Source organism: Streptomyces sp. NPDC097595 (genome assembly GCF_044761525.1).
GTDB classification, from domain to species: Bacteria; Actinomycetota; Actinomycetes; order Streptomycetales; family Streptomycetaceae; genus Streptomyces; species Streptomyces drozdowiczii_A.
In genome coordinates this window covers 441,466-465,366 of record NZ_JBIWCN010000005.1, presented here as the reverse complement: position 1 = coordinate 465,366, position 23,901 = coordinate 441,466, and the positions used below count along the sequence as shown (strand labels likewise).

The 23,901-nt window shown below is 72.1% G+C and carries 25 protein-coding genes; 12 read left to right on the top strand and 13 right to left on the bottom strand.

The window, feature by feature from the left end:
* The 3 genes from ACIQZN_RS11445 to ACIQZN_RS11435 form a co-directional block, all read left to right on the top strand.
* Window positions 1-354 (top strand): electron transfer flavoprotein subunit beta/FixA family protein (locus tag ACIQZN_RS11445; protein WP_403990829.1); only part of this gene is annotated, 354 nt, incomplete at its 5' end.
* A gap of 60 nt (window positions 355-414) precedes the next feature.
* Window positions 415-1,377 (top strand): electron transfer flavoprotein subunit alpha/FixB family protein, encoded by a 963-nt coding sequence (locus ACIQZN_RS11440; RefSeq protein WP_403990827.1) that lies wholly within the window; start codon window positions 415-417, stop codon window positions 1,375-1,377.
* 171 nt (window positions 1,378-1,548) lie between these two features.
* Window positions 1,549-2,847, top strand: coding sequence for a DUF6986 family protein (locus tag ACIQZN_RS11435; RefSeq protein ID WP_403990824.1), 1,299 nt, complete (start codon window positions 1,549-1,551; stop codon window positions 2,845-2,847).
* 10 nt (window positions 2,848-2,857) lie between these two features.
* Here the strand turns inward: ACIQZN_RS11435 and ACIQZN_RS11430 are convergent, their stop codons facing one another.
* Window positions 2,858-3,886 carry a LacI family DNA-binding transcriptional regulator gene (locus tag ACIQZN_RS11430; protein ID WP_403990821.1) on the bottom strand — a complete coding sequence of 343 codons (1,029 nt, stop codon included), beginning with the start codon at window positions 3,884-3,886 and terminating at the stop codon, window positions 2,858-2,860.
* A 177-nt stretch (window positions 3,887-4,063) separates the two neighbouring features.
* On the opposite strand from ACIQZN_RS11430, the gene ACIQZN_RS11425 reads away from it, so the two are divergent.
* Window positions 4,064-5,023: an ROK family protein gene (locus tag ACIQZN_RS11425; RefSeq protein ID WP_403990818.1), complete on the top strand. Its 960-nt coding sequence runs from the start codon at window positions 4,064-4,066 to the stop codon at window positions 5,021-5,023.
* Here ACIQZN_RS11425 and ACIQZN_RS11420 read toward each other — a convergent pair.
* Window positions 5,013-7,043, bottom strand: coding sequence for an NPCBM/NEW2 domain-containing protein (locus ACIQZN_RS11420; RefSeq protein ID WP_403990815.1), 2,031 nt, complete (start codon window positions 7,041-7,043; stop codon window positions 5,013-5,015). The genes ACIQZN_RS11425 and ACIQZN_RS11420 overlap by 11 nt on opposite strands.
* A 263-nt stretch (window positions 7,044-7,306) precedes the next feature.
* Between ACIQZN_RS11420 and ACIQZN_RS11415 the strand changes: the two genes are divergently transcribed.
* The 5 genes from ACIQZN_RS11415 (at window position 7,307) to ACIQZN_RS11395 (ending at window position 11,967) form a co-directional block, all read left to right on the top strand.
* The gene (locus tag ACIQZN_RS11415) at window positions 7,307-8,596 is read left to right on the top strand and encodes an ABC transporter substrate-binding protein (RefSeq protein WP_403990875.1); all 1,290 of its coding nucleotides are present in this window, start codon (window positions 7,307-7,309) and stop codon (window positions 8,594-8,596) included.
* A 16-nt stretch (window positions 8,597-8,612) separates the two neighbouring features.
* Window positions 8,613-9,527 (top strand): carbohydrate ABC transporter permease, encoded by a 915-nt coding sequence (locus tag ACIQZN_RS11410; protein WP_403990812.1) that lies wholly within the window; start codon window positions 8,613-8,615, stop codon window positions 9,525-9,527.
* Complete coding sequence (locus tag ACIQZN_RS11405) at window positions 9,524-10,441, top strand: carbohydrate ABC transporter permease (RefSeq protein WP_403990809.1); 918 nt, start codon at window positions 9,524-9,526, stop codon at window positions 10,439-10,441. The genes ACIQZN_RS11410 and ACIQZN_RS11405 overlap by 4 nt, the downstream gene beginning before the upstream one ends.
* Window positions 10,442-10,550: 109 nt before the next feature.
* Entirely contained in the window at window positions 10,551-10,817 is a 267-nt protein-coding gene (locus ACIQZN_RS11400; RefSeq protein ID WP_403990806.1) for a hypothetical protein, read from the top strand.
* Between the two features lie 112 nt (window positions 10,818-10,929).
* The gene (locus tag ACIQZN_RS11395) at window positions 10,930-11,967 is read left to right on the top strand and encodes an NUDIX domain-containing protein (protein WP_403990803.1); all 1,038 of its coding nucleotides are present in this window, start codon (window positions 10,930-10,932) and stop codon (window positions 11,965-11,967) included.
* Here ACIQZN_RS11395 and ACIQZN_RS11390 read toward each other — a convergent pair.
* Both ACIQZN_RS11390 and ACIQZN_RS11385 read right to left on the bottom strand, forming a co-directional pair.
* Window positions 11,926-12,636 (bottom strand): MBL fold metallo-hydrolase, encoded by a 711-nt coding sequence (locus ACIQZN_RS11390; RefSeq protein WP_403990800.1) that lies wholly within the window; start codon window positions 12,634-12,636, stop codon window positions 11,926-11,928. The two genes, ACIQZN_RS11395 and ACIQZN_RS11390, sit on opposite strands and share 42 nt — an antisense overlap.
* 91 nt (window positions 12,637-12,727) lie before the next feature.
* Window positions 12,728-14,092 carry a dipeptidase gene (locus ACIQZN_RS11385; protein WP_403990797.1) on the bottom strand — a complete coding sequence of 455 codons (1,365 nt, stop codon included), beginning with the start codon at window positions 14,090-14,092 and terminating at the stop codon, window positions 12,728-12,730.
* A 184-nt stretch (window positions 14,093-14,276) separates the two neighbouring features.
* Between ACIQZN_RS11385 and ACIQZN_RS11380 the strand changes: the two genes are divergently transcribed.
* The gene (locus ACIQZN_RS11380) at window positions 14,277-15,491 is read left to right on the top strand and encodes a geranylgeranyl reductase family protein (protein WP_403990794.1); all 1,215 of its coding nucleotides are present in this window, start codon (window positions 14,277-14,279) and stop codon (window positions 15,489-15,491) included.
* A 51-nt stretch (window positions 15,492-15,542) separates the two neighbouring features.
* Here the strand turns inward: ACIQZN_RS11380 and ACIQZN_RS11375 are convergent, their stop codons facing one another.
* The gene (locus ACIQZN_RS11375; RefSeq protein WP_403990791.1) at window positions 15,543-16,013 is read right to left on the bottom strand and encodes a nitroreductase/quinone reductase family protein; all 471 of its coding nucleotides are present in this window, start codon (window positions 16,011-16,013) and stop codon (window positions 15,543-15,545) included.
* A 139-nt stretch (window positions 16,014-16,152) separates the two neighbouring features.
* Here ACIQZN_RS11375 and ACIQZN_RS11370 point away from each other — a divergent pair, with 139 nt between their 5' ends.
* Entirely contained in the window at window positions 16,153-16,896 is a 744-nt protein-coding gene (locus ACIQZN_RS11370) for a TetR/AcrR family transcriptional regulator (RefSeq protein WP_403990788.1), read from the top strand.
* A gap of 26 nt (window positions 16,897-16,922) precedes the next feature.
* On the opposite strand, the gene ACIQZN_RS11365 is transcribed toward ACIQZN_RS11370, so the two are convergent.
* The 3 genes from ACIQZN_RS11365 to ACIQZN_RS11355 all read right to left on the bottom strand — a co-directional run bounded on the left by ACIQZN_RS11365 (window position 16,923) and on the right by ACIQZN_RS11355 (window position 19,399).
* A complete protein-coding gene (locus ACIQZN_RS11365) occupies window positions 16,923-17,678 on the bottom strand; it encodes a maleylpyruvate isomerase family mycothiol-dependent enzyme (RefSeq protein ID WP_403990785.1) in 756 nt (251 codons plus the stop codon).
* Window positions 17,679-17,721: 43 nt separating this feature from the next.
* On the bottom strand, window positions 17,722-18,096 hold the full coding sequence (locus ACIQZN_RS11360; protein WP_403990782.1) for an SCO4225 family membrane protein: 375 nt from the start codon (window positions 18,094-18,096) through the stop codon (window positions 17,722-17,724).
* A 79-nt stretch (window positions 18,097-18,175) separates the two neighbouring features.
* Complete coding sequence (locus ACIQZN_RS11355) at window positions 18,176-19,399, bottom strand: MFS transporter (protein ID WP_403990779.1); 1,224 nt, start codon at window positions 19,397-19,399, stop codon at window positions 18,176-18,178.
* A 132-nt stretch (window positions 19,400-19,531) separates the two neighbouring features.
* Here ACIQZN_RS11355 and ACIQZN_RS11350 point away from each other — a divergent pair, with 132 nt between their 5' ends.
* Window positions 19,532-20,746: an ROK family protein gene (locus ACIQZN_RS11350; RefSeq protein WP_403990776.1), complete on the top strand. Its 1,215-nt coding sequence runs from the start codon at window positions 19,532-19,534 to the stop codon at window positions 20,744-20,746.
* A 6-nt stretch (window positions 20,747-20,752) separates the two neighbouring features.
* Here ACIQZN_RS11350 and ACIQZN_RS11345 read toward each other — a convergent pair whose 3' ends face one another.
* From ACIQZN_RS11345 to ACIQZN_RS11325, 5 genes are all read right to left on the bottom strand, one after another.
* Window positions 20,753-21,652, bottom strand: a complete 900-nt coding sequence (locus ACIQZN_RS11345) for a phosphotriesterase (RefSeq protein ID WP_403990774.1) — start codon at window positions 21,650-21,652, stop codon at window positions 20,753-20,755.
* A complete protein-coding gene (locus ACIQZN_RS11340; protein ID WP_403990771.1) occupies window positions 21,646-22,227 on the bottom strand; it encodes a DUF4865 family protein in 582 nt (193 codons plus the stop codon). Before ACIQZN_RS11340 ends, ACIQZN_RS11345 begins: the two co-directional genes overlap by 7 nt.
* An 11-nt stretch (window positions 22,228-22,238) precedes the next feature.
* Window positions 22,239-22,637: a cupin domain-containing protein gene (locus ACIQZN_RS11335; RefSeq protein ID WP_403990769.1), complete on the bottom strand. Its 399-nt coding sequence runs from the start codon at window positions 22,635-22,637 to the stop codon at window positions 22,239-22,241.
* 29 nt (window positions 22,638-22,666) lie between these two features.
* Entirely contained in the window at window positions 22,667-23,242 is a 576-nt protein-coding gene (locus tag ACIQZN_RS11330) for a TetR/AcrR family transcriptional regulator (RefSeq protein ID WP_403990766.1), read from the bottom strand.
* An 82-nt stretch (window positions 23,243-23,324) separates the two neighbouring features.
* Window positions 23,325-23,843: an ATP-binding protein gene (locus ACIQZN_RS11325; RefSeq protein ID WP_328898927.1), complete on the bottom strand. Its 519-nt coding sequence runs from the start codon at window positions 23,841-23,843 to the stop codon at window positions 23,325-23,327.
* Between the last annotated feature and the right edge of the window lie 58 nt (window positions 23,844-23,901).

Below are 23,901 nucleotides of genomic sequence, written 5' to 3'. Positions count from 1 at the left end.
CTGCTGTCGCAGGTGTCGGTCGAGGGCGGTGTGGTGCGTGGCCGTCGTGACGGGGACAGTGCGTCGGAGGAGCTGGAGGCGTCGCTGCCGGCGGTGGTCTCGGTGACGGACCAGTCGGGTGAGGCCCGTTACCCGTCGTTCAAGGGGATCATGGCGGCGAAGAAGAAGCCGGTGAAGTCCCTGGACCTGGACGACCTGGGCATCGACGCGGACGAGGTCGGTCTGGCGGGTGCGTGGACCGCGGTCGACTCCGCGACCGAGCGTCCGGCCCGCACCGCGGGCACGATCGTGAAGGACGAGGGCGAGGGCGGCAAGCAGCTGGCCGAGTTCCTGGCCGGCCAGAAGTTCATCTGAGCCCCCTGGCGTCCCCTCACCACCCCCGCCTACTTCGTACACGCAGGAGATTGAAGTCCCATGGCTGAAGTTCTCGTCTATGTCGATCACGTGGACGGTGCCGTCCGCAAGCCCACCCTGGAGCTGCTGACGCTCGCCCGCCGCATCGGCGAGCCCGTCGCCGTCGCGCTGGGCAACGGTGCCGCGGACACCGCCGACGTGCTCGCCGAGCACGGCGCCGTCAAGGTGCTGACCGCCGACGCCCCCGAGTTCGCCGACTACCTCGTCGTACCGAAGGTGGACGCGCTCCAGGCCGCCTTCGACGCCGTGTCCCCGGCCGCCGTGCTGCTGTCCTCCTCCGCCGAGGCGAAGGAGATCGCGGCCCGCCTCGCGGTCCGGATCGGCTCCGGCATCATCACCGACGCCGTCGACCTGGAAGCCGGCGACCAGGGCCCGGTCGCCACGCAGTCCGCGTTCGCCGCCTCGTACACGACCAAGTCCCGTGTCTCCAAGGGTGTTCCGGTCATCACGGTCAAGCCGAACTCCGCCCCGGTCGAGGCGTCCTCGGCCGCCGGTGCCGTCGAGACCCTCGCGGTCACCTTCTCGGCGCAGGCCACCGGCACGAAGGTCCTCTCGCGCACCCCGCGTGAGTCGACCGGGCGTCCGGAGCTGACGGAGGCCGCGATCGTGGTCTCCGGTGGCCGTGGCGTCAACGGCGCGGAGAACTTCGCGATCATCGAGGCCCTCGCCGACTCGCTCGGTGCCGCGGTGGGCGCGTCGCGTGCTGCGGTGGACGCCGGCTGGTACCCGCACACCAACCAGGTCGGCCAGACCGGCAAGTCCGTCTCCCCGCAGCTCTACATCGCCAACGGCATCTCCGGTGCGATCCAGCACCGGGCCGGGATGCAGACCTCGAAGACCATCGTCGCGGTCAACAAGGACGCCGAGGCCCCGATCTTCGACCTCGTGGACTACGGCGTCGTCGGCGACCTCTTCGCCGTCGTCCCCCAGCTCACCGAGGAGATCAACACCCGCAAGGGCTGATCGCCGCACGGTTTCGTACGAGCGACGGCCCGGGGCCGCACGGTGAACGCACCGTGCGGCCCCGTGGCGTTTCCGGGCACCGTTGACTCGGATGCGAGCGCCTTATAACTTCACTATACGGATTGTTGTTTCCGGGAAGCGGAAACGGCCGGAGTGTGGAGGGTGCGGACGATGGGTCAGCAGGAGAAGGTGGCGACGAGCCTCGCCGGTGCGGTCAGCGACGGGATCAGCGCGTCCCTCGCGCCGGTGGACGCCGAACTCGCCCGCCGCTACCCGGGCGACCCCGGCACCCGCCAGCCCGTGCACACGGTCTACGTACCGGGTGACGTCTTCACGGCCGGCACCCTGCGCACCTGGGGCGACGAGGCGCTGAAGGCGCTCGACGAGCACGCCCCCGACGCGGCGGCCCTCGCGGGGGTGCTCGGCATCCCGGACGAGCTGGCCGGGCCCGTCCACGACCGCGTACGCGCCAAGCTGGAGCGCGAGCCGGTCGAAGACCTCAGGATCGACTTCGAGGACGGCTACGGGCCCCGCTCCGACGCCGAGGAGGACGAGGCCGCCGCCCGCGCGGCCCGGCTCGTCTCGGAGGCGTACGCCGACGGCACGGCCGCCCCGTACATGGGCATCCGGATGAAGTGCATGGAAGCCGCCGTCCGCGACCGGGGCATCCGCACCGCGGACGTCTTCCTCACCGGCCTCATGCGGGCGGGCGGGCTCCCCGACGGGCTCGTCCTCACCCTGCCCAAGGTGACGTATCCCGAACAGGTCACCGCCTTCGTCCAACTCCTGGAAGCCTTCGAGCAGGCGCACGGGCTGCCCGAGGGGCGCATCGGCTTCGAGATCCAGATCGAGACCAGCCAGTCCATCCTGGCCGCCGACGGCACCGCCGCCGTGGCCCGCATGATCGACGCGGCGCGGGGAAGGGCGACCGGGCTGCACTACGGCACCTTCGACTACAGCGCCTGCGTCGGCGTCAGCGCCGCGTACCAGGCGAGCGACCACCCGGCCGCCGACCACGCCAAGGCCGTCATGCAGGTCGCCGCGGCCGGCACCGGCGTACGCGTCTCCGACGGCTCGACCAACGTGCTGCCCGTCGGGCCCACCCCGCAGGTCCACGAGGCGTGGCGGCTGCACTACGGCCTCACGCGCCGCGCCCTGGCCCGCGCCTACTACCAGGGCTGGGACATGCACCCGGGCCACCTGCCGACCCGTTACGCGGCCGTCTACACGTTCTACCGCGAGGGCTTGGAGCAGGCCGCCGCCCGGCTCGCCGCGTACGTCGCCAAGGCCGGCGGCGACGTGATGGACGAACCGGCCACCGCCAAGGCGCTCAGCGGCTACCTGCTGCGCGGCATCGACTGCGGCGCCCTGGACACCGACGAGGTGGCGGAGCTGACCGGGCTGACCCGCGCGGACCTCGACGCCTTCGCCTCGCCCCGGCGCGGCACCCTGACGGTCACCGCGCCGTAGGTTCCTTCGATCAGGCCGGCGGGATCTCCCCGGAACCGCGGGCGATCAGCCGGGTCGGGAGCTCCACGCGGGCCGGGGGGTGACCGGACCCGTCCAGGCGCCGGAAGAGGTGCTCGGCGGCGGTGCGGCCCACCGTCGCCGCGTCCTGGGAGATGACGGTGATGCCGAGCAGGTCCGCCAGCTCGATGTCGTCGAAGCCGACCAGGGCGACCGGCCGCTCCCGGTCCGCGAGGGCGCGTACCACCGTGACCGTCACCCGGTTGTTGCCGGAGAACAGCGCCGTCACGGGCTCCGGGCCCGAGAGCATCGCCTCGGCGGCGGCGCGCACCCGGCCGGGGTCCGTGGAGCCCAGCGAGACCCAGGAGTCCTCGACGGTTGTCCCGGCCTCCGCCATCGCCGCGTGGTAACCGCGCAGGCGCTCGGTCGCGGTGTGGATGCGGGGCTGGTCGCCGATGAAGCCGATACGGCGGTGGCCGTGCGCGATCAGATGGGCGACGCCCTCGCGGGCCCCGCCGAAGCTGTCCGAGAGCACCATGTCCGCCTGGATCTGGCCGGCCGGGCGGTCCACGAAGACGGTCGCGACCCCGGCCTTGATCTCCGGCTCCAGATAGCGGTGGTCGTCGGCGGCCGGGATCACGATCAGCCCGTCGACCCGGCGCGCGCACAGGGCGAGGACCAGCTCCTGCTCGCGCTCCGGGTCCTCGGCGCTCGACCCGTTGATCAGCAGGGCGCCGTGCGCGCGGGCCACCTCCTCGACCGCGCGGCTCAGCGGCCCGTAGAAGGGGTCCGCCAGGTCCTCCAGGACCAGGCCGATGGAGGCGGTCCGGCCCTTGCGCAGCACCCGCGCGCTGTCGTTCCGGCGGAAGCCCAGCGCCTCGATCGCCTCCTGCACCCGGCGCTCGGTGTCCGGGGTGACCCCCGGCTCGCTGTTGACCACGCGCGAGACCGTCTTCAGGCCCACCCCGGCCCGGGCGGCCACGTCCTTCATGGTCGGCCGGTTGCCGTAACGGGGCTCGGGATGACGGGCGGTCTCGGCCACGGTGCGCTGTCCTGTCGTCGGTCGGGCGGTCCCGGCGGGCCGCGGCGGCTGGCCGCGGGGCTCCCGGAGGGTGTGGCGTCGAGCATAGGCCCTGGACAACGTTGTCAAGGGAATGGAGACTGGGCAGACTGTGCACCTGAGCCGCAGGTCCCGCCCACACCACCCGGAGCCACACCGATGCAGACCGACCTCGTCGCCGCCCTCGATATCGGGGGCACCAAGATCGCCGGCGCGTTGGTGGACCGGGACGGCAGGCTCGTGGTGCGCGCGCAGCGGCCGACGCCCGCGCGGGAGAGCGGCGAGCGCGTCATGGCGGCGGTCGACGGCGTCCTGGCCGATCTGGCCGCCTCCCCGTACTGGGGCGACGCGACGGCCGTCGGCATCGGCAGCGCCGGCCCGGTGGACGCCGCCGGGGGCACGGTCAGCCCGGTCAACGTGCCCGGCTGGCGGGGCTTCCCGCTGGTCCAGCGCGTCGCCGACGCCACCGGCGGCCTCCCGGTCACTCTGGTCGGCGACGGCGTCGCGATCACCGCGGCGGAGCACTGGCTCGGCGCGGCGCGCGGCCATGACAACGCGCTGTGCATGGTCGTCTCGACCGGCGTCGGCGGCGGGCTCGTCCTCGGCGGCGCCCTGCACCCCGGCCCCAGCGGGAACGCCGGCCACATCGGGCACATCAGCGTGGACCTCGACGGCGACCTCTGCCCGTGCGGGGCGCGCGGCTGCGTCGAGCGCATCGCGAGCGGTCCCAACATCGCCCGCCGCGCGCTGGACGCCGGCTGGCGGCCCGGCCCGGACGGCGACGCCACCGCGGTCGGCGTCGCGGCCGCGGCCCGGGCCGGTGACCCGGTCGCCGTGGCCTCCTTCGAACGCGCCGCGCAGGCCCTGGCGGCGGGGATCGCCGCGACGGCGACCCTGGTCGAGATCGACATCGCGGTGATCGGCGGCGGGGTGGCCGGCGCCGGCGAGCTGCTGTTCGCCCCGCTGCGCACGGCCCTGCGCCGGTACGCCACGCTCTCCTTCGTCCAGCATCTGACGGTGGTGCCCGCGGTCATGGGCAACGACGCGGGCCTGGTCGGGGCGGCGGCGGCCGCGCTGGCCCCCACCGCCCGGCCGCTCGCGGACCCGCTCAGCAGGTGATCCGCAGGTCCCCCCAGTCCCCGTGGTCCGAGTCGACTCCGTCGCCGCCGTCCGTCACCACCAGACGGACGACCCGGGCCCCGGTCACGTCCGCCGAGAGGGGCTGCGGGGCCATCGCGTTGGTCAGGACCCCGGTCGACGCGGCCTTCCTGCCGTCCGCCCAGATCTCGAAGGCCACGCTGCCCTTGGCGCCCTTCTCGTCGTCCACGCCCACCTGCGCCGTCACGGCGGTGCACGCGCCGCCCGCGTAGTACTCGACACTGCTCGCCGCGTGCACGCCGAGCCCCTTGGCGTACACCTGGCCGCCGATGGTCAGCGGGTGGCCGTCGCCCGCGGCGCTCTCGCCGTTGCTGGTGTCCTTCTCGACGGGGCCGTAGCCGTTGGAGGCGCTGAGCTGCGGCAGGTCGCCGAGGTAGCCGCCGCCGGCCGGGGGCGGCACCACCACATGGGCCCGGAACGGGACGGCGGACCGCACCCGCCCACCGCTGGGGGAGCGGTACTGGGCGGTGAGCGTGAGGTCGTAGCCGCCGGGTGGCGTTCCGGCGGGGGCCGTCACCCGCCACCGGGTGGCCAGCGCGCGGCCGGTGGGCAGCGCGGCCTTCCGCGTCGGCGAGGCGGCCTCCACCCGCCAGCCGGAGGGGGCGGTGAGCGCGGCGGAGACCGTGAGCGCGGGAGTGCGGCCCAGGTCGGTGACCTCGGTCGTCAGGGCGGCGGTGCGGCCCGCCTCGACCAGCGGGCTGCCGTCCAGGGCGAGTTCGACGGCCGGTGGGTGTGCGGCCCAGCGGGGGTCGGCGGCGACGCGCAGCAGAACGGTGCCGTGCGCGGGCACGGTCGCCGAGAGGGCGCCCGCGGTGTTGCGGGTGGTGTGCTCCCACAGGTCGCGCACGGTGTACCCGGAGGCGCGCTCCAGGCCGACCGCGGCGGCCGTGGTGGAGATCCGCTGCGCGCTGCCGGTCTCGTTGAACAGCGCCACGGCCCGGGAGCCGTCCTTCATCTCCTTGGCCACGACCCAGCGTCCGTCCTCGGAGGAGAGCACCTCGCCCTGCTTGCCCAGCGGGTCCTGGTCGACGGCGATGACCTCCTCGTTGGAGAGGATGTCGAAGGTCTCCCGGGAGGCGGTGCGCAGGTCGGAGCCGATGAGCAGCGGCGCGGCCATCACCGACCACATCGAGAAGTGGGTGCGGTACTCGGTGTCGGTCATCCCGCCGTTGCCGACCTCCAGCATGTCGGGGTCGTTCCAGTGCCCCGGGCCGGCCGCGGCGGCGAGCGGAAGGTTCTGCTTCATGATCGACAGCATGCTGCCCCAGCTGTCGTTGATGTCACCCGTGGTGCGCCAGAGATTCCCCAGTTCGGCGGCCCATTCCCAGGGCTTGTTCTGGCCCCATTCGCAAATGCTGTAGACGATGGGCCGGCCGGTCGCGACGAGCGCGTCCCGCATCGTCGTATAGCGCTCCTTGGCGTCCACGCCCTGGTTGTTGCAGTTGTCGTACTTGAGATAGTCGACGCCCCAGTCGGCGAACTGCCGCGCGTCGCTGAATTCATGGCCGAGCGCTCCGGGGATGCCCACGCTGTCGCAGGTCCTGGTGCCGGCGCTGGTGTAGATCCCCAGCTTGAGCCCCTTCGCGTGCACATAGTCCGCGACCGCCTCGATGCCGTGCGGAAAGCGCACCGGATCGGCTACCAGCTTTCCTTCCGCGTCGCGTTCCGGAACCGCCCAGCAGTCGTCCAGATTGACGTACTCGTATCCGGCTTCCTTCAGTCCCTTCTCCACGAAGATGTCGGCGATTCCCTTGACCATCTCCTCGTTGAACTCGGCCCGGCAATGCGTGGAGTTCCAGTTGTTGAAGCCCATGGGCGGGGTGAGGGCCAGGCCGTTCGCGGCCCGGGTGCCGGCGGTCGGTGCGGGGGAGTGCGCGGCGGCGGGGACCACGGCCCCCGCCGCACACAGGAGGCCCGCGGCCAGGGCTCCGAGGACTCTGTGGCGGCTCGCTCGGGTGGGACGGCTTGGAAGATGACGCATCATTACGTTCCTCCGTACTCGTGCCGGATCAGGTGACGACATGTGCACGCCAAGACGAGCGAATACGTTAGAGCGTGTTGAAGTCTGTTGGAAGAGGGCGGACGCCCGGTCGGCCACATCTCGTCAAAACCCTTGACTGCGCCCCATGTTGGGGGTGAGATCCAAGCGCACGTTCGGTTGTGTTCGGTTGCCTTCCGGAGGACGGGGTCATGGCACACTCGTACAACAGATCGGATCTGCCCGGCAGCGTCGCGGGACACCGGATGTCCCGGCGGAGCCTGCTGCGTGGCGCGGCCCTCGGTGCCGGCGCGGTCACGCTTCCCGCCCTGCTCACCGCCTGCGGCGGCGGACCCGGTGGGGACGGCAAGACCGTCACCCTGGGATCGAATGCGTCCGACCCCGTTCCCAAGAAGGCGTTCGCCGACGCGTTCAAGGCGTACGCCGCACAGTCGGACGGCCGGAAAGTGAAGGTCAACACCGTTGACCACAACACCTTCCAGGAGAACATCAACCGCTATCTCCAGGGCAAGCCCGACGATGTCTTCATGTGGTTCGCCGGGTACCGCATGCAGTTCTTCGCGAAGAAGGGCCTGCTGTACGACATCAGCGACAACTGGCAGCACTACACGGGATTCTCGGACGCCCTGAAGGACCAGTCCAGCGGCGAGGACGGGAAGCAGTACCTCACCCCGTACTACTACTATCCGTGGGCCGTCTTCCACCGGAAGAGCCTGTTCACCGATCGCGGCTATCAGGTGCCGAAAACGCTCGACGAGTACGTGGCGCTCGCCAAGCAGATGAAGAAGGACAAGCTGGACCCCATCGCGTTCTGCGACAAGGACGGCTGGCCCGCCATGGGCACCTTCGACTACATCAACATGCGCACCAACGGATACGAATTCCACAAGAGCCTGATGGCCGGTGAGGAGGCCTGGACGGACAAGCGCGTCCGGGACGTCTTCGACACCTGGCGGCGCCTTCTTCCGTACTGCCAGCCCGGCGCCAACGGCCGTACCTGGCAGGAGGCCGCCACCAGCCTCCAGAAGCGCGAGGCGGGTATGACCGTCCTCGGCCTGCCGCACCCCGGCGCGCAGTTCCCCAAGGGCGAGCAGGCCGACCTGGACTTCTTCCCGTTCCCCGAGATCGATCCCGAGCACGGCCAGGACGCCGTGGAGGCGCCCATCGACGGGTTCCTGCTGGCCAAGAAGTCCAAGAACCTGAAGAACAAGAAGACGCTGGAGAGCGCCAAGGACCTGGTGAAGTGGCTCGCCACCGGCAAGGCCGAGGACATCTACCTCAAGAGCGACCCCAACAACATCGCGGTCAGCGATGAGGCCGACACCTCCGGGTACTCCGCGATCCAGAAGAAGGCCGTCGAACTCGTCTCGGGCGCCAAGCAGATCTCCCAGTTCCTCGACCGGGACACCCGTCCGGACTTCGCGTCCACGGTCATGATCCCCGCGATCCAGAAGTTCATCAGCAGCCCCGACGACGTGGACGGCCTGGTCAACGACATCGAACGGCAGAAGAAGACCATCTTCGCCTCGGACTGAACCGGGAGTACGCACCGTGCCGTTCATCTCGGGGAGGCGCACCGGACGACGGGCCACGCGGCGGTACACCCGCCGCGACCTCGTCGTGCTCGGTGTGCTGCTCGGCCTGCCCGTCCTGCTCGACCTCGCCATCGTCTGGGGTCCGACCCTGGCCTCCGTCGTCCTCTCGTTCACCAGCTGGGACGGGATCGGCGACATCGAGTGGGTCGGGAGCCGCAATTACGTGAACCTCTTCACGAACTACCCGCAGTTCTGGCCCGCCGCCCGGCACAACCTGCTCTGGCTCGCCTTCCTCGGCCTCGTCGCCACGCCGTTCGGGCTACTCCTGGCCGTACTGATCGACCGGGGCGTGCGGTTCAGCCGCTTCTACCAGTCCACGCTGTACATGCCCGTCGTGCTCTCGCTCGCGGTGGTCGGCTTCATCGCCCAGCTCGTCTTCTCGCGGGATCAGGGCGCGCTCAACGCCGTCATCGGCGACACGGAGACGCCGACGGACTGGCTCGGCGATCCGGACCTCAACATCTGGATGGTCCTGCTGGCCGCCGCCTGGCGGCACACCGGCTATGTGATGATCCTCTACCTCGCCGGGCTCAAGGCCGTCGACCAGTCCCTCAAGGAGGCGGCGGCGATCGACGGGGCGAGCGAGGCGCAGACCTTCTTCCGCGTCGTCTTCCCGACCCTGCGGCCGGTCAACGTCATCGTCGGCGTCATCACCGTCATCGAGTCGCTGCGCGCCTTCGACATCGTGTACGCGGTCAACCACGGCCGCAACGGCCTCGAACTGCTCTCCGTGCTCGTCACCGACAACATCATCGGCGAGGCCAGCCGGATCGGCTTCGGCTCCGCGATCGCCGTCGTCCTGCTGACCGTCTCCCTCGGATTCGTGGTGACGTACCTGGTCCAGGAGCTCCGAGGGGAGAAAGACCGATGACCACCACGCAGGCCCGCCCCGTACGCCCGGCGCCCGCCGCGCCCGTCGCGGCCCGCCGCCGGCTCCGCCCCGGCCGGCTCGGTGTGCACGCCTTCCTGATGGCGGTCTCGCTGGCCTTCCTCGCCCCGCTGCTGCTCGCGGTCTACGCCTCGCTGCGGCCGTACGACGAGACCTCCGAGTACGGCTACTTCTCGCTGCCGCGCCATCTCTCGCTGGACTACTACCGGCAGGCGTTCACCGACTCCGGCATGACGAAGTACTTCGTCAACACCCTGATCATCGCGGTGCCGGGCGTCCTGATCACCCTGTTCCTCGCCTCGTTCGTGGCCTTCGCGCTCGCCCGGCTGAAAATGCGCGGCGGCCTGGTCCTGCTGATGCTCTTCACGGCCGGCAACCTGCTCCCGCAGCAGGTGATCGTCACCCCGCTGTACGTCGTCTTCAACCGGATCCCGCTGCCGTACTGGATGTCCGACTCGATGACGATGTTCGACTCCTACTGGGCCGTCGTCCTGGTGCAGATCGGCTTCCAGATCGGCTTCTGCGTCTTCGTCCTGGCCAACTTCATGCGCACCCTCCCGGTGGAGATCCTGGAGGCGGCGGTGGTGGACGGGGCAGGGGTGTGGACGCGGTTCTGGCGGATCACCCTGCCGCTGTGCCGCCCGGCGCTCGCCGCGCTCGGCACGCTCCAGTTCACCTGGATGTACAACGACTTCCTGTGGGCGCTGGTCTTCATCTCCGACGGCGACAAACTGCCCATCACCTCCGCGCTGAACAACCTGCGCGGGCAATTTTTCACGGACTACAACCTGCTCGCCGCCGGCTCGGTCATCGTCGCGCTGCCGACCCTCGTCGTCTTCCTGCTGCTCCAGCGGCACTTCATCGCCGGACTCACGCTGGGGTCCGGCAAGGGGTGAGGGGGTGCCCCCGCCACTCGGACCGGACCCGTCCGCACATGTGAAGCCGGAGGCCCGCCACGGTCCGCGCGGGCCCGCCGTTGTCAGTGGCGGGTGCGATCCTGCACGCATGGACGAGATCATGCGACGGCGGGTGTACGGCGCCGACCACGAAGACCCCGACCCGGGTCCCCGGCCGGGCCGTGAGTACCGGGAGCTGGTCGGCGGACCCCTCGACGGACTGCTCCTGGACGTGACGGGGTGGACGGCGGTGGCCCTCGCGGACGGCTCCGCCCTGGTCACCGAGATCGGGGCCTACGGACCGGGCGGACGCGCCGAGTACGGGCCGCGCCCGGACGAGCCGGACACGTGGGACTGGCGGGGCGATACGCCGTAGCCCCGGGAAGGGCGCCCGTCGCCCCCTGTGCGCAACGCATCGCCCCGGGCGGGTTTTCGCGGCAGGGTGTTGCGGGCAAGCCACAGGGGGCTGCTACGGAAGAGGGGGAACCGTGATCGTCTGGATCAACGGTGCGTTCGGCGCCGGTAAGACCAGCGCCGCGCGTGAACTGATCGATCTGATCCCGAACAGCACCTTGTACGACCCGGAACTCACCGGGACCGGGCTCGGAAGCCTGCTGCCCCAGAAGAAACTCGCCGAGGTGACGGACTTCCAGGACCTGCCGATCTGGCGGCGGCTCGTGGTGGACACCGCCGCCGCGCTCCTCGCCGAGCTGGGCGGGGTCCTCGTCGTGCCGATGACGCTGCTGCGGCAGGAGTACCGCGACGAGATATTCGGCGGACTCGCCGCCCGGCGCATATCGGTGCGCCATGTACTGCTCTCACCTGAGGAAACGATCCTGCGCGAGCGCATCGCCCACCGGGCCGAGTTCCCCGGCGACGCGGCGGGCGTGGACCCGACCGGCCGCTGGGCGTACGACCGCATCGAACCGTACCGCTCGGCCCTCGGCTGGATCACCGGGGACGCCCACACCATCGACAACAGCGTGCTCACGCCGCGCGAGACGGCGGAGCGCATCGCGGAGGCCGTACGCACCGACGCCGCCCCCGCCTGCGAGATCGTGCAGACCCCCGAGCCGACCGGCGAGACCGTCGCCTCCGGGGTGCTCCTCTTCGACGAGCACGACCGGTTCCTGCTCGTCGACCCCACGTACAAGCCGGGCTGGGAGTTCCCCGGCGGCGTCGTGGAGGCGGGCGAGGCCCCCGCGCAGGCGGGGATCCGGGAGGTCGCCGAGGAGATCGGCATCCAGCTGGAACGGGTGCCCAAGCTGCTCGTCATCGACTGGGAGGCGCCCGACCCGCCCGGATACGGAGGTCTGCGCCTCCTCTTCGACGGCGGACTGCTGCCCCGGGCGGACGCGGAGCGGCTGCTGCTCCCCGGCTCCGAGCTGCGCGGTTGGCGGTTCGTCACCGAGGCGGAGGCCGCCACCCTGCTCCCGCCCACCCGCTACGAACGGCTGTGCTGGGCGCTCCGGGCCCGGGAACGCTCAGCCGTGCTCAACCTGGAGGCCGGAGTCCCGGTCGGCTGAGGCCCGCAGGACCACGGCGGCGTCCTCGGTGAGGGGGTCGCCGTGGCCGAAGCAGACCGTGGCCGGTTCCAGCGCGGCCAGCCGCCGGAACGACGCCACGGCCTGCTCCCGGTCGATGTTGAAGACGCCCAGCATCACCTGCCCGACCCCGGCCACGCAGTCGCCCGTGAACAGCACGCCGTGCCCGGGGAGATGGAGGCCGATGGAGCCGGGTGTGTGCCCGGGGGAGTGGACCACCCGCGCCCCGCCGCCGAACGGCAGGACCGCCCCGTCGGACAGTTCGGTGTCGACCCGGGTCGGGGGAGCCGGGGGGACGGTCAGCGCGTGCTCGTACAGCGGGCGTTCCCAGTCCAGGAGCACCGGCTCCCCGACCTCCTCCTCGCCCCGGATGACCGGCGCGTCCAGCCGGTGCGCCAGAATCTCGGCACCGTGCCGGTCGGCCAGCTCCTGGGCGGCGCCGTAGTGGTCCCGGTGGCCGTGGGTGATCACGATCCGGGCGATGCCGGCGGGGTCGTGGCCGAGGCCGCGCACCGCCTCCTCGATGGCGGGCGCCGCGTTCACGTCGCCCGCGTCGATCAGGGTCAGCTCCGTCCCGTCGCGCCACAGATACGCCTGGCCGATCGGAAAGCGGAACATGTGCAACTGCGGAAGTACCTCTACGAGATCCATGCGGCGAACGTACGGCGAGCCGCCCGGTCACCGCATGGATCTACGCTCTCGGCGAGCTTCGCTCAACGCGTAGCCCGGACCCGACGAGGACTCAGACCGCCTTCGAGGCCGCGTAGTTGCGCAGGAACAGCGCTTCGGCCACCGACAGGCGCTCCAGCTCCTCGGGCGACACGCTCTCGTTCACCGCGTGGATCTTCGCCTCCGGCTCGCTGAGCCCGATCAGCAGGATCTCCGCGTCCGGGTACAGCCCGGCCAGCGTGTTGCAGAGCGGGATCGAGCCGCCCATGCCGGAGGACTGCATCTCCTGGCCCGGGTACGCGACCCGCATGGCGTCGGCCATCGCGATGTACGCCGGGCTCGTGACGTCCGCGCGGAACGGCTGCCCCTGGCCGACCTGCTCGACCGAGACCTTCGCACCCCACGGGGCGTGCGCGAGCAGGTGCGCGGTGAGCAGCTTCGTCGCCTCGTCCGCGTTCTGCCCCGGCGGCACCCGCAGGCTGATCTGGGCCCGGGCGCTCGCCTGCACGGAGGGCGTCGCGCCGACCACGGCCGGGCAGTCGATGCCGATCACGGTGACGGCCGGCCGTGCCCAGATCCGGTCGGCGACCGTGCCGGCGCCGATGAGCCCGACCCCGTCGAGGACCTTGGCGTCCTCGCGGAACTCCTCCTCCGGGTACTGGAGTCCGTCCCACTCCTCGTCCGCGGTCAGACCGTCGACGGTCGTCGAACCGTCCTCGGCCCGCAGCGAAGCGAGCAACTGGATCATCGCGGCGAGCGCGTCGGGCGCGGCACCGCCGAACAGCCCCGAGTGCAGGTTGCCCTCAAGCGTGTCCAGCTGGACCCGCAGCATCGTCATGCCGCGCAGCGTCGAGGTCACGGTCGGCAGCCCCACCCGGAAGTTGCCGGTGTCGCCGATCACGATGGTGTCGGCCGCCAGCAGCCCGGGGTGCGCCTCGGCGTACCGCTCCAGACCGCCGGTGCCCTGCTCCTCCGAACCCTCCACGATCACCTTGACCGAGACGGGCACCCCGCCGTCCGCCTTCAGGGCGCGCAGCGCGAGCAGATGCATGATGAAGCCGCCCTTGCAGTCGGCCGTGCCCCGGCCGAACCAGCGCCCGTCACGCTCCGTCAGCTCGAACGGCGGGGAGAGCCAGGCCGACTCGTCCAGCGGCGGCTGCACGTCGTAGTGCGCGTAGAGCAGCACGGTCGGAGCGCCCTCCGGGCCCGGCAGGAGACCGTAGACGGACTGGGAGCCGTCCGGGGTGTCGAGCAGCGCGACGTCCTGGAAGCCTTCGGAACGCAGCGCGGCGGCGACCCACTCGGCGGCGCCCTCGCACTCGCTCCTCGGATAGACCGCGGGGTCCGCCACCGACTGGAAGGCCACCAGCTCGGTCAGCTCCGCCTTGGCGCGGGGCATCAGCGAGGCGACGGTCTCTGGAATCGGATGGCCGGTCATGGGGCACGCTCCTGGTAGGTGCGACGTTATGTGTACGTTTCCGGGTACTCGCCCGCCTGGAGTGCGGCGCCACGGGTCCCTCGGAGACTCGGCCGATCCTCCCACAGCGGTTCCCGGCCACAACGCGCCGTAGGATGCCGTGAGCAGCTTGGGCCACTGGTCGGATCGGGAGCAGAAGCACATCGTGAGCAGCGAGAACGCAGACGCCGGACATGAGCACGAAGAGTCGTCCGTGTGGGACGTCGTCGTAGTCGGCGCCGGACCGGCGGGAGCCTCCGCGGCATACGCGGCGGCCGTCGCCGGCCGTAAGGTACTGCTCCTGGAGAAGGCGGAGCTGCCCCGTTACAAGACGTGCGGCGGCGGCATCATCGGATTTTCGCGCGACGCGCTGCCGCCCGGGTTCGAACTCCCCCTGAAGGACCGGATCCACGCGGTCACCTTCTCGCTCAACGGCAGACTGGCACGCACCCGCCGCTCCAGGCGGATGCTCTTCGGCCTCATCAACCGCCCCGAGTTCGACGCGGGGCTGGTCGAGCAGGCGCAGAAGGCCGGTGCCGAACTGCGCACCGGGGCGACCGTCTCGCGGGTGGAGCAGCACGGTGCCGCGGTGCCCGACCGGCGCACGGTCGCGGTCGTGCTGGCCGGCGGCGAGACCGTCCTGGCCCGCGCGGTGGTCGGCGCGGACGGCAGCGCCGGGCGGATAGGAGCCCATGTCGGGGTCAAGCTCGACCAGGTCGACCTCGGCCTGGAGTCGGAGATCCCGGTGCCGCCCACCGTGGCGGAGGACTGGGCGGGCCGCGTCCTCATCGACTGGGGCCCGATGCCCGGCAGTTACGGCTGGGTCTTCCCCAAGGGCGACACCCTGACGGTCGGCGTGATCTCCGCGCGCGGCGACGGCGCCGGCACCAAGCGGTATCTGGAGGACTTCGTCGCGCGGCTCGGCCTCGCCGGCTTCGAGCCCACGATCTCCTCCGGCCACCTCACGCGCTGCCGCAGCGAGGACTCCCCGCTCTCGCGCGGCCGGGTGCTGGTCTGCGGTGACGCGGCCGGCCTGCTGGAACCGTGGACCCGCGAGGGCATCTCCTTCGCGCTGCGCTCGGGGCGGCTCGCCGGCGAGTGGGCGGTGCGTGTCGCCGAGGCGCACGACGCGGTGGACGCCCGCCGCCAGGCGCTCAACTACGCCTTCGCCATCAAGGCCGGGCTCGGCGTCGAAATGAGCGTGGGCCGGCGGATGCTGAAGCTGTTCGAGCGTCGCCCGGGCCTGCTGCACGCCGTCCTGACGGGCTTCCGCCCGGCGTGGAACGCGTTCGCGGGCATCACACGCGGCACGACCTCGCTGGCCGAGCTGGTCCGTTCGCACCCGCTGGCCCAGCGGGCGCTCTCGGCGATGGACCGTTAGGACCGTTCCGGGAGCCCGGTTGTACGCGGGGCTGACGCGCCGTCCGGTGCGTCAGCCCTCTTCGCCGATCCGGAAGACCGGGTGGTCGGGGCAGGCCGCCATGATCTCGGCGTCCGTGGACTTCGCCGTGATGCCCTGGAAGTACTGGTTGACCTCCCAGCCCCACCGCTCCAGGTAGGCGCGGATGAGGGCCGCCTTGTACGCGTCGTCGGCGATCTCCACGGCCGAGAAGGCCCGCGTCCTGCGGCCGCGGCGCAGCTCCCCGCCGCCCGCCGCCCGCATGTTGCGCACCCACTGCGAGTGGCCGCGGGCGGAGACCAGGTACCGCACACCCTCATAGGTGTGCGGGTTGACCGGGACGCGCTGCATCTTGCCGCTCTTGCGGCCCCGCACCGACAGCTCCTGTGAGCCGAGCAGGCTGATTCCGTGCCGGGCGAGCCAGCCGACGAGGCTGTTGAAGCGGACGTTGAGCGGGCTGGCCTGCAGGTAGTAGGGCTGCGTCTGCGACGGCGACTGCGACATGGTGACCCCCACGGTGGAGAGAACATTTCCGAGAGCACTGCTCTCGCTTGAGATCAGTGTGCACGGAAGCGGCGCTCAAAAGCAAGAGCACTGCTCTCGTTATTGGTCGCTGCTCTGTACGCATGGCAGACTGAGGCCCATGAGCGCTATCCGGGGAGCCAGGGAACGGGCCCGCATCGAGGTCACCGCCGCCATCAAGGACGAGGCGAGGAAGCAGCTCGCCGCCGAGGGCGCCGCGAAGCTGTCGCTGCGCGCCGTCGCGCGCGAGCTGGGCATGGTCTCCTCGGCCCTCTACCGCTACTTCCCCAGCCGGGACGACCTGTTGACCGCGCTCATCGTCGACGCGTACGACGCGGTCGGCGAGGCCGCCGAGCGCGCCCATCGCACCGCCACCGAGCGCGGCGCCACCGAGCGCACCGCCGCCGCGTCGCCCGGCGCTCCCGCCACCGGTATCGCCCGCTGGGTCGCGGTCGCCTGCGCCGTACGCGACTGGGCGCTGGCCCACCCGCACGAGTACGCGCTCATCTACGGCTCGCCCGTGCCCGGTTACTCGGCGCCGCAGGACACCGTCGGCCCCGCCGCGCGCGTCGGCATGGTGCTCATCGCCATCGTGGAGGAGGCCCACCGCGACGAGGGCCTGGCGCTGCCGCCGCTCCCGGACGAGCTGCGCCCGGAGGCCGAACGGCTCGCCGCCGATGTGGCCCCCGGGCTGGCTCCGGCGGTGGCCGCCCCGCTGGTCGCGGCCTGGTCCCAGCTGTTCGGGCTGATCTCCTTCGAGGTGTTCGGCCAGTTCCACCGGGTGGTGGAGGCCCGCGAGGTCTTCTTCCGCCAGGCCGTCACGGAACTGGCCCGCACCGTGGGCCTCCTGGGCCGGCGCGGCTGACCCCCCGGCTGACCCCCGCTACCGGGTCACGACCAGGTGATCGAGGAGTTGTCGCGCCAGATCCGGGCCGGCTCCTCGTCGCCCGTCACCGTGAGGGTGCTGAGCGGGAGCCGGTTCCACAGGGCGAGGTAGAGCGTCCGGGCCGGGCCGCTCAGCTCGCAGTCCACGGCGGACGTCAGGTCCGGCGCCTCCTCGCGCACCGCCACCGGCGGCTCGGCGGACAGCCGTACGGTCCACACGGTGTCCGTGTCCGTCGCCCGGACCCGCAGCGTGCGCGGGGTCCCGGTGCGCACCCGGCTCTTGGGGCGGGCGTGCATCCCGCGCAGCAGTTCGTCGATGCCGTCCAGCGCGTGGTCGGGCGCGACGGGCGTGAGGTCGCCGCCCCGTGCGGACTCGGCGTCCACCCGGTGGATCGTCGTCTCATGGGCCTGGCGCCGGGCCCAGAAGGCGAGCGGCGAGGGGGCGGGGAGGAACGACCAGCACTCCACGTCCTGCGGCGCGTTCTCCAGCGCCTCCACCAGGAGCCGGTGTCCCGCGCGGAAGTGGGCCACCAGCTCCGGGCCGTCCAGCTCCGGTTCCCCGCCGGAGGGGACATACGAGGTGTGTCCCTCGCGTACGAAGGCGGCGGCCCAGGCGTGCACCACCGCGGTGTGCCTGAGCAGATCGCGCACCCGCCAGTCGGGGCAGGTCGGCACCGGTGCCCCGGTGCCCGCCTCGTCGGCCGCGTCCGCCAGCAGACGGCCCTCGGCGGCCAGGGCCGCTATGTGTTCCGTGGTCTTCATGGACGGATTGTGCCAGCCGGGCGGGGTCCGGAGAGCCGCGCGGTCAGGCGCCCTGGGGGTGGACCGTACGGCTCCGGCGGGCACCGCCGCGTACCAGCAGCCGTGCGAACCAGCCCAGCGCCAGCGACTGCACCAGCACGGACACCGTCAGCGCCAGGTACATGAACCAGGCCGGGCCGAAGGATTCCGCCCCGGCCAGCGAGCCGCCGAGCAGGAACACGAACACCGTCGGCGCGGCCAGCAGGAAGAGCCAGACACCGGCGAACGAGGCGTCGTCGTGGCTGACCAGCAGGGTGTCCACGGTGACGAACACGGTGGCCGCCGCGACCGCGCCCAGGTAGAGCAGCGAGGCGGCGTTCCCGAAGGTGAGCCGTACGAGCGTGCGGATCGTCCGCTGGTTCACGGCCGGCTTGTTCATGGTCTGCTCCCCGTCGTTGACTGTGTCTCCATCGTGCGCGCGGGGAATCGTTCCTGCCTGAGTACCGCTACTCATCCGGTCAGGTGTGCGCCGCCTTGCGGGCGCCGTAGCCCAGGGCCGCCGCCGCACCCGCCAGCACCGCCACCGTGGTCAGGGCCACCGGCAGCGAGAACCAGTCGGCCAGGAAGCCGATCGCGGGCGGCCCGAGCAGCATGCCGCCGTATCCGAGCGTCGAGGCCGCGGCGACTCCGCCGGGTCCGGCCAGCTCGCCGGCCCGGCCGACCGCCACCGGGAAGATGTTGGCGAGGCCGATCCCGGTGACCGCGAAGCCCAGCAGCGCCAGCCAGGCGGTCGGGGCGAGGGAGCCCAGGAGCATCCCGGCGGCCGCCGTGGCACCGCCCGCCACCAGGGTGCGGGTCTGCCCGAGGCGTTCGAGGAGGGCGGTGCCGCTGAGCCGGCCCGCCGTCATGGCCAGCGCGAACAGGGAGTATCCGGCGGCGGCGAGGCCGGGACGGGCGTGCAGGTCCTGTTCCAGGTGGAGGGCGCCCCAGTCGGCCAGCGCGCCTTCGCCGTAAGCGGTGCAGAGCGCGATCAGGCCGAACAGCAGCACCACCTTGCGCGCCCGCCCGGACAGCGGCCGCGCGGACCGGCCGGCGGGCGGGGCGTCCGCCCGCTCCGGGACCACGGGCGCCGGGTGCCGCAGGAGGACCGGACCGGCGAGCGCGGTGACGACCAGTCCGATTCCGGTCAGGAAGAAGAGGTGCGTCGCGGGCGAGAGGCCGGCCGCGACGAGCCCGCCGAGCCCCGCGCCGAGCATGCCGCCGAGGCTGAACGCGGCGTGGAAGCTGGGCATCACGGGGCGGCGCAGGGCGGCGACCAGGTCCACCGCCGCGCTGTTCATCGCCACGTTCATCCCGCCGTACGCGGCACCGAAGACCAGCAGCACGAGCCCCAGCGAGAGCGCCGAGTGGGTCTGGGCGGGCAGCGCGATGCTGAGGGAGAGGAGGACGCCGCAGGCCACGGTCACCGCGTGGCTGCCGAACCGGCGGCAGAGCCGGCCGGTGAGCGTCATGGTGATCACGGCACCGGCGGAGACGCCGAGGAGTGCGAGGCCGAGGGTGGCGGCCGAGGCGCCGGTCTGGTGCTTGATGGCCGGGATACGGACCACCCAGCCGGCGAAGAGGAAACCGTCGAGGGCGAAGAACACGGTCAGCGCGGTACGGAGACGGGCCGAGGAGAGCGGGGCGGTGTTGCCGCCAAGGTCCCCCGGGAGTGCCGTCCGCAGTTTGTTTAGTTGCGGCACAAACTCAGCATAGGGGTGGCCCGGCGGCCGGTGCAAGACGGATGTCCCACCCGGCCCGAAGCGCTCGGCCCCAGGGGCAGGCAGGCCACCACGGCGTCAAACGCACCTCCGGATCATGGGAGACTCGCCCCCATGAACGGCAAGGCGACCACCACCCGGACGAAGTTGGAGAGGGGCCGCAGCGCGCTCGGACCCGCCCTGGAACTGGTCCACACCGGGCGCGCGCCCACGCGCGCCGTCCTCACCTCCGAGCTGGGGGTCACCCGGGCGACGGCGGGCGCGGTCGCCGCCGAGCTGGAAGCCCTCGGCCTCATCCGGGTCGACTCCAGCCCCGGTTCGGCGGCGGGCTCGCAGGGCCGGCCCTCGCACCGGCTGGCCGTACGGGAGTCCGGTCCGGTGGCCGTCGCCGCCCAGGTGCACGCGGACGGCTTCCGCGCCGCGCTCGTCGGCCTCGGCGGCCGGCTCGTCGCGACCGCGCCCGGCAGCGTCACCATCACCGCCGACCCGGCCCAGGTCATCGGTGAGGTCGTGGACCACTGCGCACGGCTGCTGCGGGAGAGCGGACTGCGGTGCGTCGGCGCCGGGCTCGCGGTGCCGTCGGCGGTCGCCGAGCCGGAGGGCACCGCCCTCAACCCGCTCCACATCGCCTGGCCCGCCGGCGCCCCGGTCCGCGAGATCTTCGCCACCTGCGTACGCGAAGCGGGCATCGAGGGACCGGCGTTCACCGGCAACGACGTCAACCTCGCCGCGCTCGCCGAACACCGGCACGGCGCCGGGCGCGAGGCCCAGCACCTGCTGTGCGTCGCCACCGGACACCGGGGCGTGGGCGGGGCGCTCGTCCTCGACGGCCGCCTGCACACCGGGAGTTCGGGCCTCGCCCTGGAAGTCGGCCACCTCACCGTCAACCCCGAGGGCCGCCCCTGTCACTGCGGCGGGCGCGGCTGCCTGGACGTCGAGACCGACCCGCTCGCCTTCCTCACCGCCGCCGGGCGCCTCCCGGGCCCCGAGGAGTCGCTGCTCAAGCAGTCCGGGGACCTGCTGCGCAACGAGTACGGTGACCCAGCCGTGCGCACCGCCGCCGAGGAGCTGATCGACCGGCTCGGCCTGGGGCTCGCCGGTCTCGTCAACATCCTCAACCCGGACCGCATCATCCTTGGTGGGCTGCACCGCGCCCTGCTCGACGCGGACCCCGAGCGGCTGCGGGCGGTGGTGGCCGACCGCAGCCTGTGGGGCCGCAGCGGGAGCGTGCCGATCCTGGCGTGCACCCTCGACCACAACAGCCTGGTCGGGGCGGCGGAACTGGCCTGGCAGCCGGTCCTGGACGACCCGCTGGGAGCGCTGGCCTGAGCGGGGTCAGACCTCTGGCGCCTCGAACGCGAACGCCCGTGCCGGGTTGGCGATCAGCACCGTCTCCATGAGGTCGGCGCCCAGCGCTTCCTCCAGCCGGGGCCGCAGCCGGCGCAGCAGGTGCGGCATGCCCGGCGTCTCCGGCACCGTCGTGTCACCGCCCAGCAGCAACTGCCCGGTGAACCCCGCCCCGGCCAGCTCCGCCAGCTCCTCCGGAAGCCGCCAGTCCGTGGCGTGGTTGGCCCGGGACGGCCCGTCGAACGCGAGGAAGGCCCCCGCCCGCGCCGCCTCCCGCTGCACCGCCCCGTCCGGGGAGCGGCCGAGGTGGCCGAGGATCACCCGGTGCGGCGGCACGCCCAACTCCCCGCACAGCAGCTCCAGGACGTCGAGCGCGGCCGTGCCCAGCTCCAGGTGGACGGCGATCGGCGCGCCCGTGCGGTGATGGGCCCCGGCCGCCGCCGTCATGGTGAGCCGCGCGTGCGCGTCGAGCGTGTGGAAGGCGCCGGCCACCTTGATCAGGCCGGCCCGCACCCCGGTGGTGCCGATGCCCTCGGTCAGCTCGGCGACGAAGAGCGCGGCGAGGTCGTCCCTGATCCGGTCCAGCAGCTCCGGTGCGTATTGCGCCGCCTGGTGCAGGCCCGTCGCGGCGACCACATGCGTGCCCGTCGTCCGGGACAGCTCGGCGAGGGCGTCCGCCCCGCGCCCCATGCCGTGCGGCGTCCACTGGACCACGGCCCGGCCGCCCAGTGCGTGGAAGGCGCGCAGCCGGTCGGCCGCCGACACGGGGTCGTCCAGCTCCTGCCCGGGCAGCATCGGGCTGCGCAGGAACAGGTGGTCGTGGGCGTCGCAGACCCCCAGCTCCCCGGGCGCGATGTCACCGAGGACGGTACGGACGGTGGCTACCACTGGCGCCCCTTGACGATCCGGTCCTGCTCGGGGCTGCTGAGGTGGAGCACCTGGTAGCGGTCGCCGGGCGCGGCCGGGGCGTCGTGGTCCCAGAGCGTGAAGTGCAGGAGCTCCCAATGACGGGGATCGGCCGCGAGCGCCGAGGCGACGGCGCCCGGTGACTTCGCGAGCCTGCGGCACTCCTCCAGCGCCGCTTCCACCGCGTCCGCCGGGGAGACCGACTGCGGCACGGACGAGCGGTGCCGGGTGGCCGTGCGGGGGAGCGCGCCCGACGCGGTGCCCTCCTCGTACGAAAGTCCGGTCCAGTGCTGCACCACGGGCCGGCCGAAGTCCTGGACTATGCCCTGGAATCCGGCGCCCCAGAGGAAGGCGCTCATGCCCTCGGGCCGGGTCCACAGGTAGAACGGCGCGTACTGGTTGACCGGGGAGTCCTCGCCGCGCTCCCGCATCAGATACGCCTTGAGCCCGAGCCCCGGGAAGTCGTCCAGGAGATGGCCCCTGGTCGCCACCCGGTGGCGGATGACGCCCATGTCGTAATCGGCGGGCAGGGTGATCTCGTACTGCATGGCATGCATCGAAGGGCTCCTCAGGACGCCGGGTAGTCGGCGACGTGTGCGTCGTCGTGCCAGTGGATGGTGCTGCCGTCCTCGGCCGCCTCGACCGCGGCGAGATGGATCATGAACGTGCGCGGCGACGCCCCGTGCCAGTGCCACTCGTCCGGCTCGATCCAGACGGTGTCGCCGGCCCGGATCGTCTCGACCGGGCCGCCCCTGCGCTGCACCAGGCCCTCGCCCTCGGTGACGTGCAGGACCTGGCCGTGCGGGTGGGTGTGCCACGAGGTGTGGCCGCCCGGTGCGAAGTGCACGCTGAACATCCGCAGCCGGGAGGGCGGTTCGGGGGCGGCGATCTCGTCGAGCCACACCGTGCCGTTGAAGTGTGCGGAGGGACCCTGTTCGGTGTCGGGGCGGTTCCTGGTGATGCGCATGTGCGGCTGCTCCTGTAGCGGTAGGCGGGTCAGGCGGGCGGGGCGAGAAGGCTGAGCAGTCCCCGTGCGCCCGCGTCGAAGGCGTCCGTCGAACCCGACGCACGGGCCAGCACATAGCCGCCCTGCACCGTCGCGACGACCGAGGCCGCGATCTCCTCGGGCACCACGCCGGGGGCGAACTCGCCCCGGTCGACGCCCTCGCGGACGATTCCGGCGAGCCTGCCGCGCAGCCAGGCGATGGTCTCGTCCACCGGCTCCCGCAGCTCGTCGCTCGCGATGATGTCCGGGTCCATGGTCAGCCGCCCCACCGGGCAGCCGCGCAGCACATCGCGCTCGCGCAGCAGATAGGCCGAGATCCGCTCGTACGCCGTTCCGGGCGTGTCGAGCACCCGGTCCGCGGCCTCCCGCAGTTCGTCGGCCGTGCGGCGGATGGCGGTGAGGGCCAGATCCGGCTTGCCGGTGAAGTGGTGGTACATGCTGCCCTGGCCCACACCGGCGTGCTGCTGGATGGCCTTGGGGCTCATGCCCACGTATCCGCGCTCCCAGAGGAGCTCCCGGGTGGCTTCGATCAGACGGTCCGGAGTGCTCATGCCAGCAGTGTACATACTAGTAGGTACAGAATGGGAGCCGCCGTCGCGCATACGTGAGCGGGACACCCCCCTTCGGGGATGCCCCGCTCCTGTCGTGTCAGCCCACCACGGCCGACCGCGACGCCGAGGGCGGTGAGCCCTCCAGATGTTTCAGGACGCTCAGATCGAACGGCCCGTCGGTCGTCGCCCCGTACACCACATGCGCGGGCGGGGCGGGCGGCGCGGCCGCGGGAAGCGTGAACCACACGACCTTCCCCGCGCCGCCCCGGGGGCGCACCCCCCAGCTCTCGCTGACCGCGGCGATCAGTGCGAGCCCGCGCCCCGATGTACTGGAGTCGTCGGCCTCGCGCACGGTCGGCAGCCGTGGATCGTGGTCGTGGACGGACACCGTGAGCCGTTCGAGCAGCAGCTCGATCTCGACGGTGCATGACTTGTCCGGCTGTGCGTGCCGGTGGACGTTGGTGAGGAGCTCGGTGACGCCCAGCGCTGTCTGGTCGATCAGAGAATCGAGATGCCAGTAGCGCAGTTGCGCCGAAATGATTCTGCGGACCTGACCGATCCGCGACGGCAGGGCCTGGAGCTCCACCGTGCAGTGCCTGCTTGGCTCGCTGATCACGGCTGCGACTCCCCGAAATAGGTCCGGAAGAAGACGGAGGAACGGATCCAGCACATGG

What these genes read in the sequence shown, in the direction of transcription:
- ACIQZN_RS11440 (WP_403990827.1), top strand. Translation starts at nt 415, where the DNA reads ATGGCTGAAGTTCTCGTCTATGTCGATCACGTGGACGGTGCCGTCCGC.
- ACIQZN_RS11435 (WP_403990824.1), top strand. Translation starts at nt 1,549, where the DNA reads ATGGGTCAGCAGGAGAAGGTGGCGACGAGCCTCGCCGGTGCGGTCAGC.
- ACIQZN_RS11425 (WP_403990818.1), top strand. Translation starts at nt 4,064, where the DNA reads ATGCAGACCGACCTCGTCGCCGCCCTCGATATCGGGGGCACCAAGATC.
- ACIQZN_RS11420 (WP_403990815.1), bottom strand. Translation starts at nt 7,043, where the DNA reads ATGCGTCATCTTCCAAGCCGTCCCACCCGAGCGAGCCGCCACAGAGTC.
- ACIQZN_RS11415 (WP_403990875.1), top strand. Translation starts at nt 7,307, where the DNA reads ATGTCCCGGCGGAGCCTGCTGCGTGGCGCGGCCCTCGGTGCCGGCGCG.
- ACIQZN_RS11405 (WP_403990809.1), top strand. Translation starts at nt 9,524, where the DNA reads ATGACCACCACGCAGGCCCGCCCCGTACGCCCGGCGCCCGCCGCGCCC.
- ACIQZN_RS11400 (WP_403990806.1), top strand. Translation starts at nt 10,551, where the DNA reads ATGGACGAGATCATGCGACGGCGGGTGTACGGCGCCGACCACGAAGAC.
- ACIQZN_RS11390 (WP_403990800.1), bottom strand. Translation starts at nt 12,636, where the DNA reads ATGGATCTCGTAGAGGTACTTCCGCAGTTGCACATGTTCCGCTTTCCG.
- ACIQZN_RS11385 (WP_403990797.1), bottom strand. Translation starts at nt 14,092, where the DNA reads ATGACCGGCCATCCGATTCCAGAGACCGTCGCCTCGCTGATGCCCCGC.
- ACIQZN_RS11375 (WP_403990791.1), bottom strand. Translation starts at nt 16,013, where the DNA reads ATGTCGCAGTCGCCGTCGCAGACGCAGCCCTACTACCTGCAGGCCAGC.
- ACIQZN_RS11370 (WP_403990788.1), top strand. Translation starts at nt 16,153, where the DNA reads ATGAGCGCTATCCGGGGAGCCAGGGAACGGGCCCGCATCGAGGTCACC.
- ACIQZN_RS11365 (WP_403990785.1), bottom strand. Translation starts at nt 17,678, where the DNA reads ATGAAGACCACGGAACACATAGCGGCCCTGGCCGCCGAGGGCCGTCTG.
- ACIQZN_RS11360 (WP_403990782.1), bottom strand. Translation starts at nt 18,096, where the DNA reads ATGAACAAGCCGGCCGTGAACCAGCGGACGATCCGCACGCTCGTACGG.
- ACIQZN_RS11350 (WP_403990776.1), top strand. Translation starts at nt 19,532, where the DNA reads ATGAACGGCAAGGCGACCACCACCCGGACGAAGTTGGAGAGGGGCCGC.
- ACIQZN_RS11340 (WP_403990771.1), bottom strand. Translation starts at nt 22,227, where the DNA reads ATGCATGCCATGCAGTACGAGATCACCCTGCCCGCCGATTACGACATG.
- ACIQZN_RS11335 (WP_403990769.1), bottom strand. Translation starts at nt 22,637, where the DNA reads ATGCGCATCACCAGGAACCGCCCCGACACCGAACAGGGTCCCTCCGCA.
- ACIQZN_RS11330 (WP_403990766.1), bottom strand. Translation starts at nt 23,242, where the DNA reads ATGTACACTGCTGGCATGAGCACTCCGGACCGTCTGATCGAAGCCACC.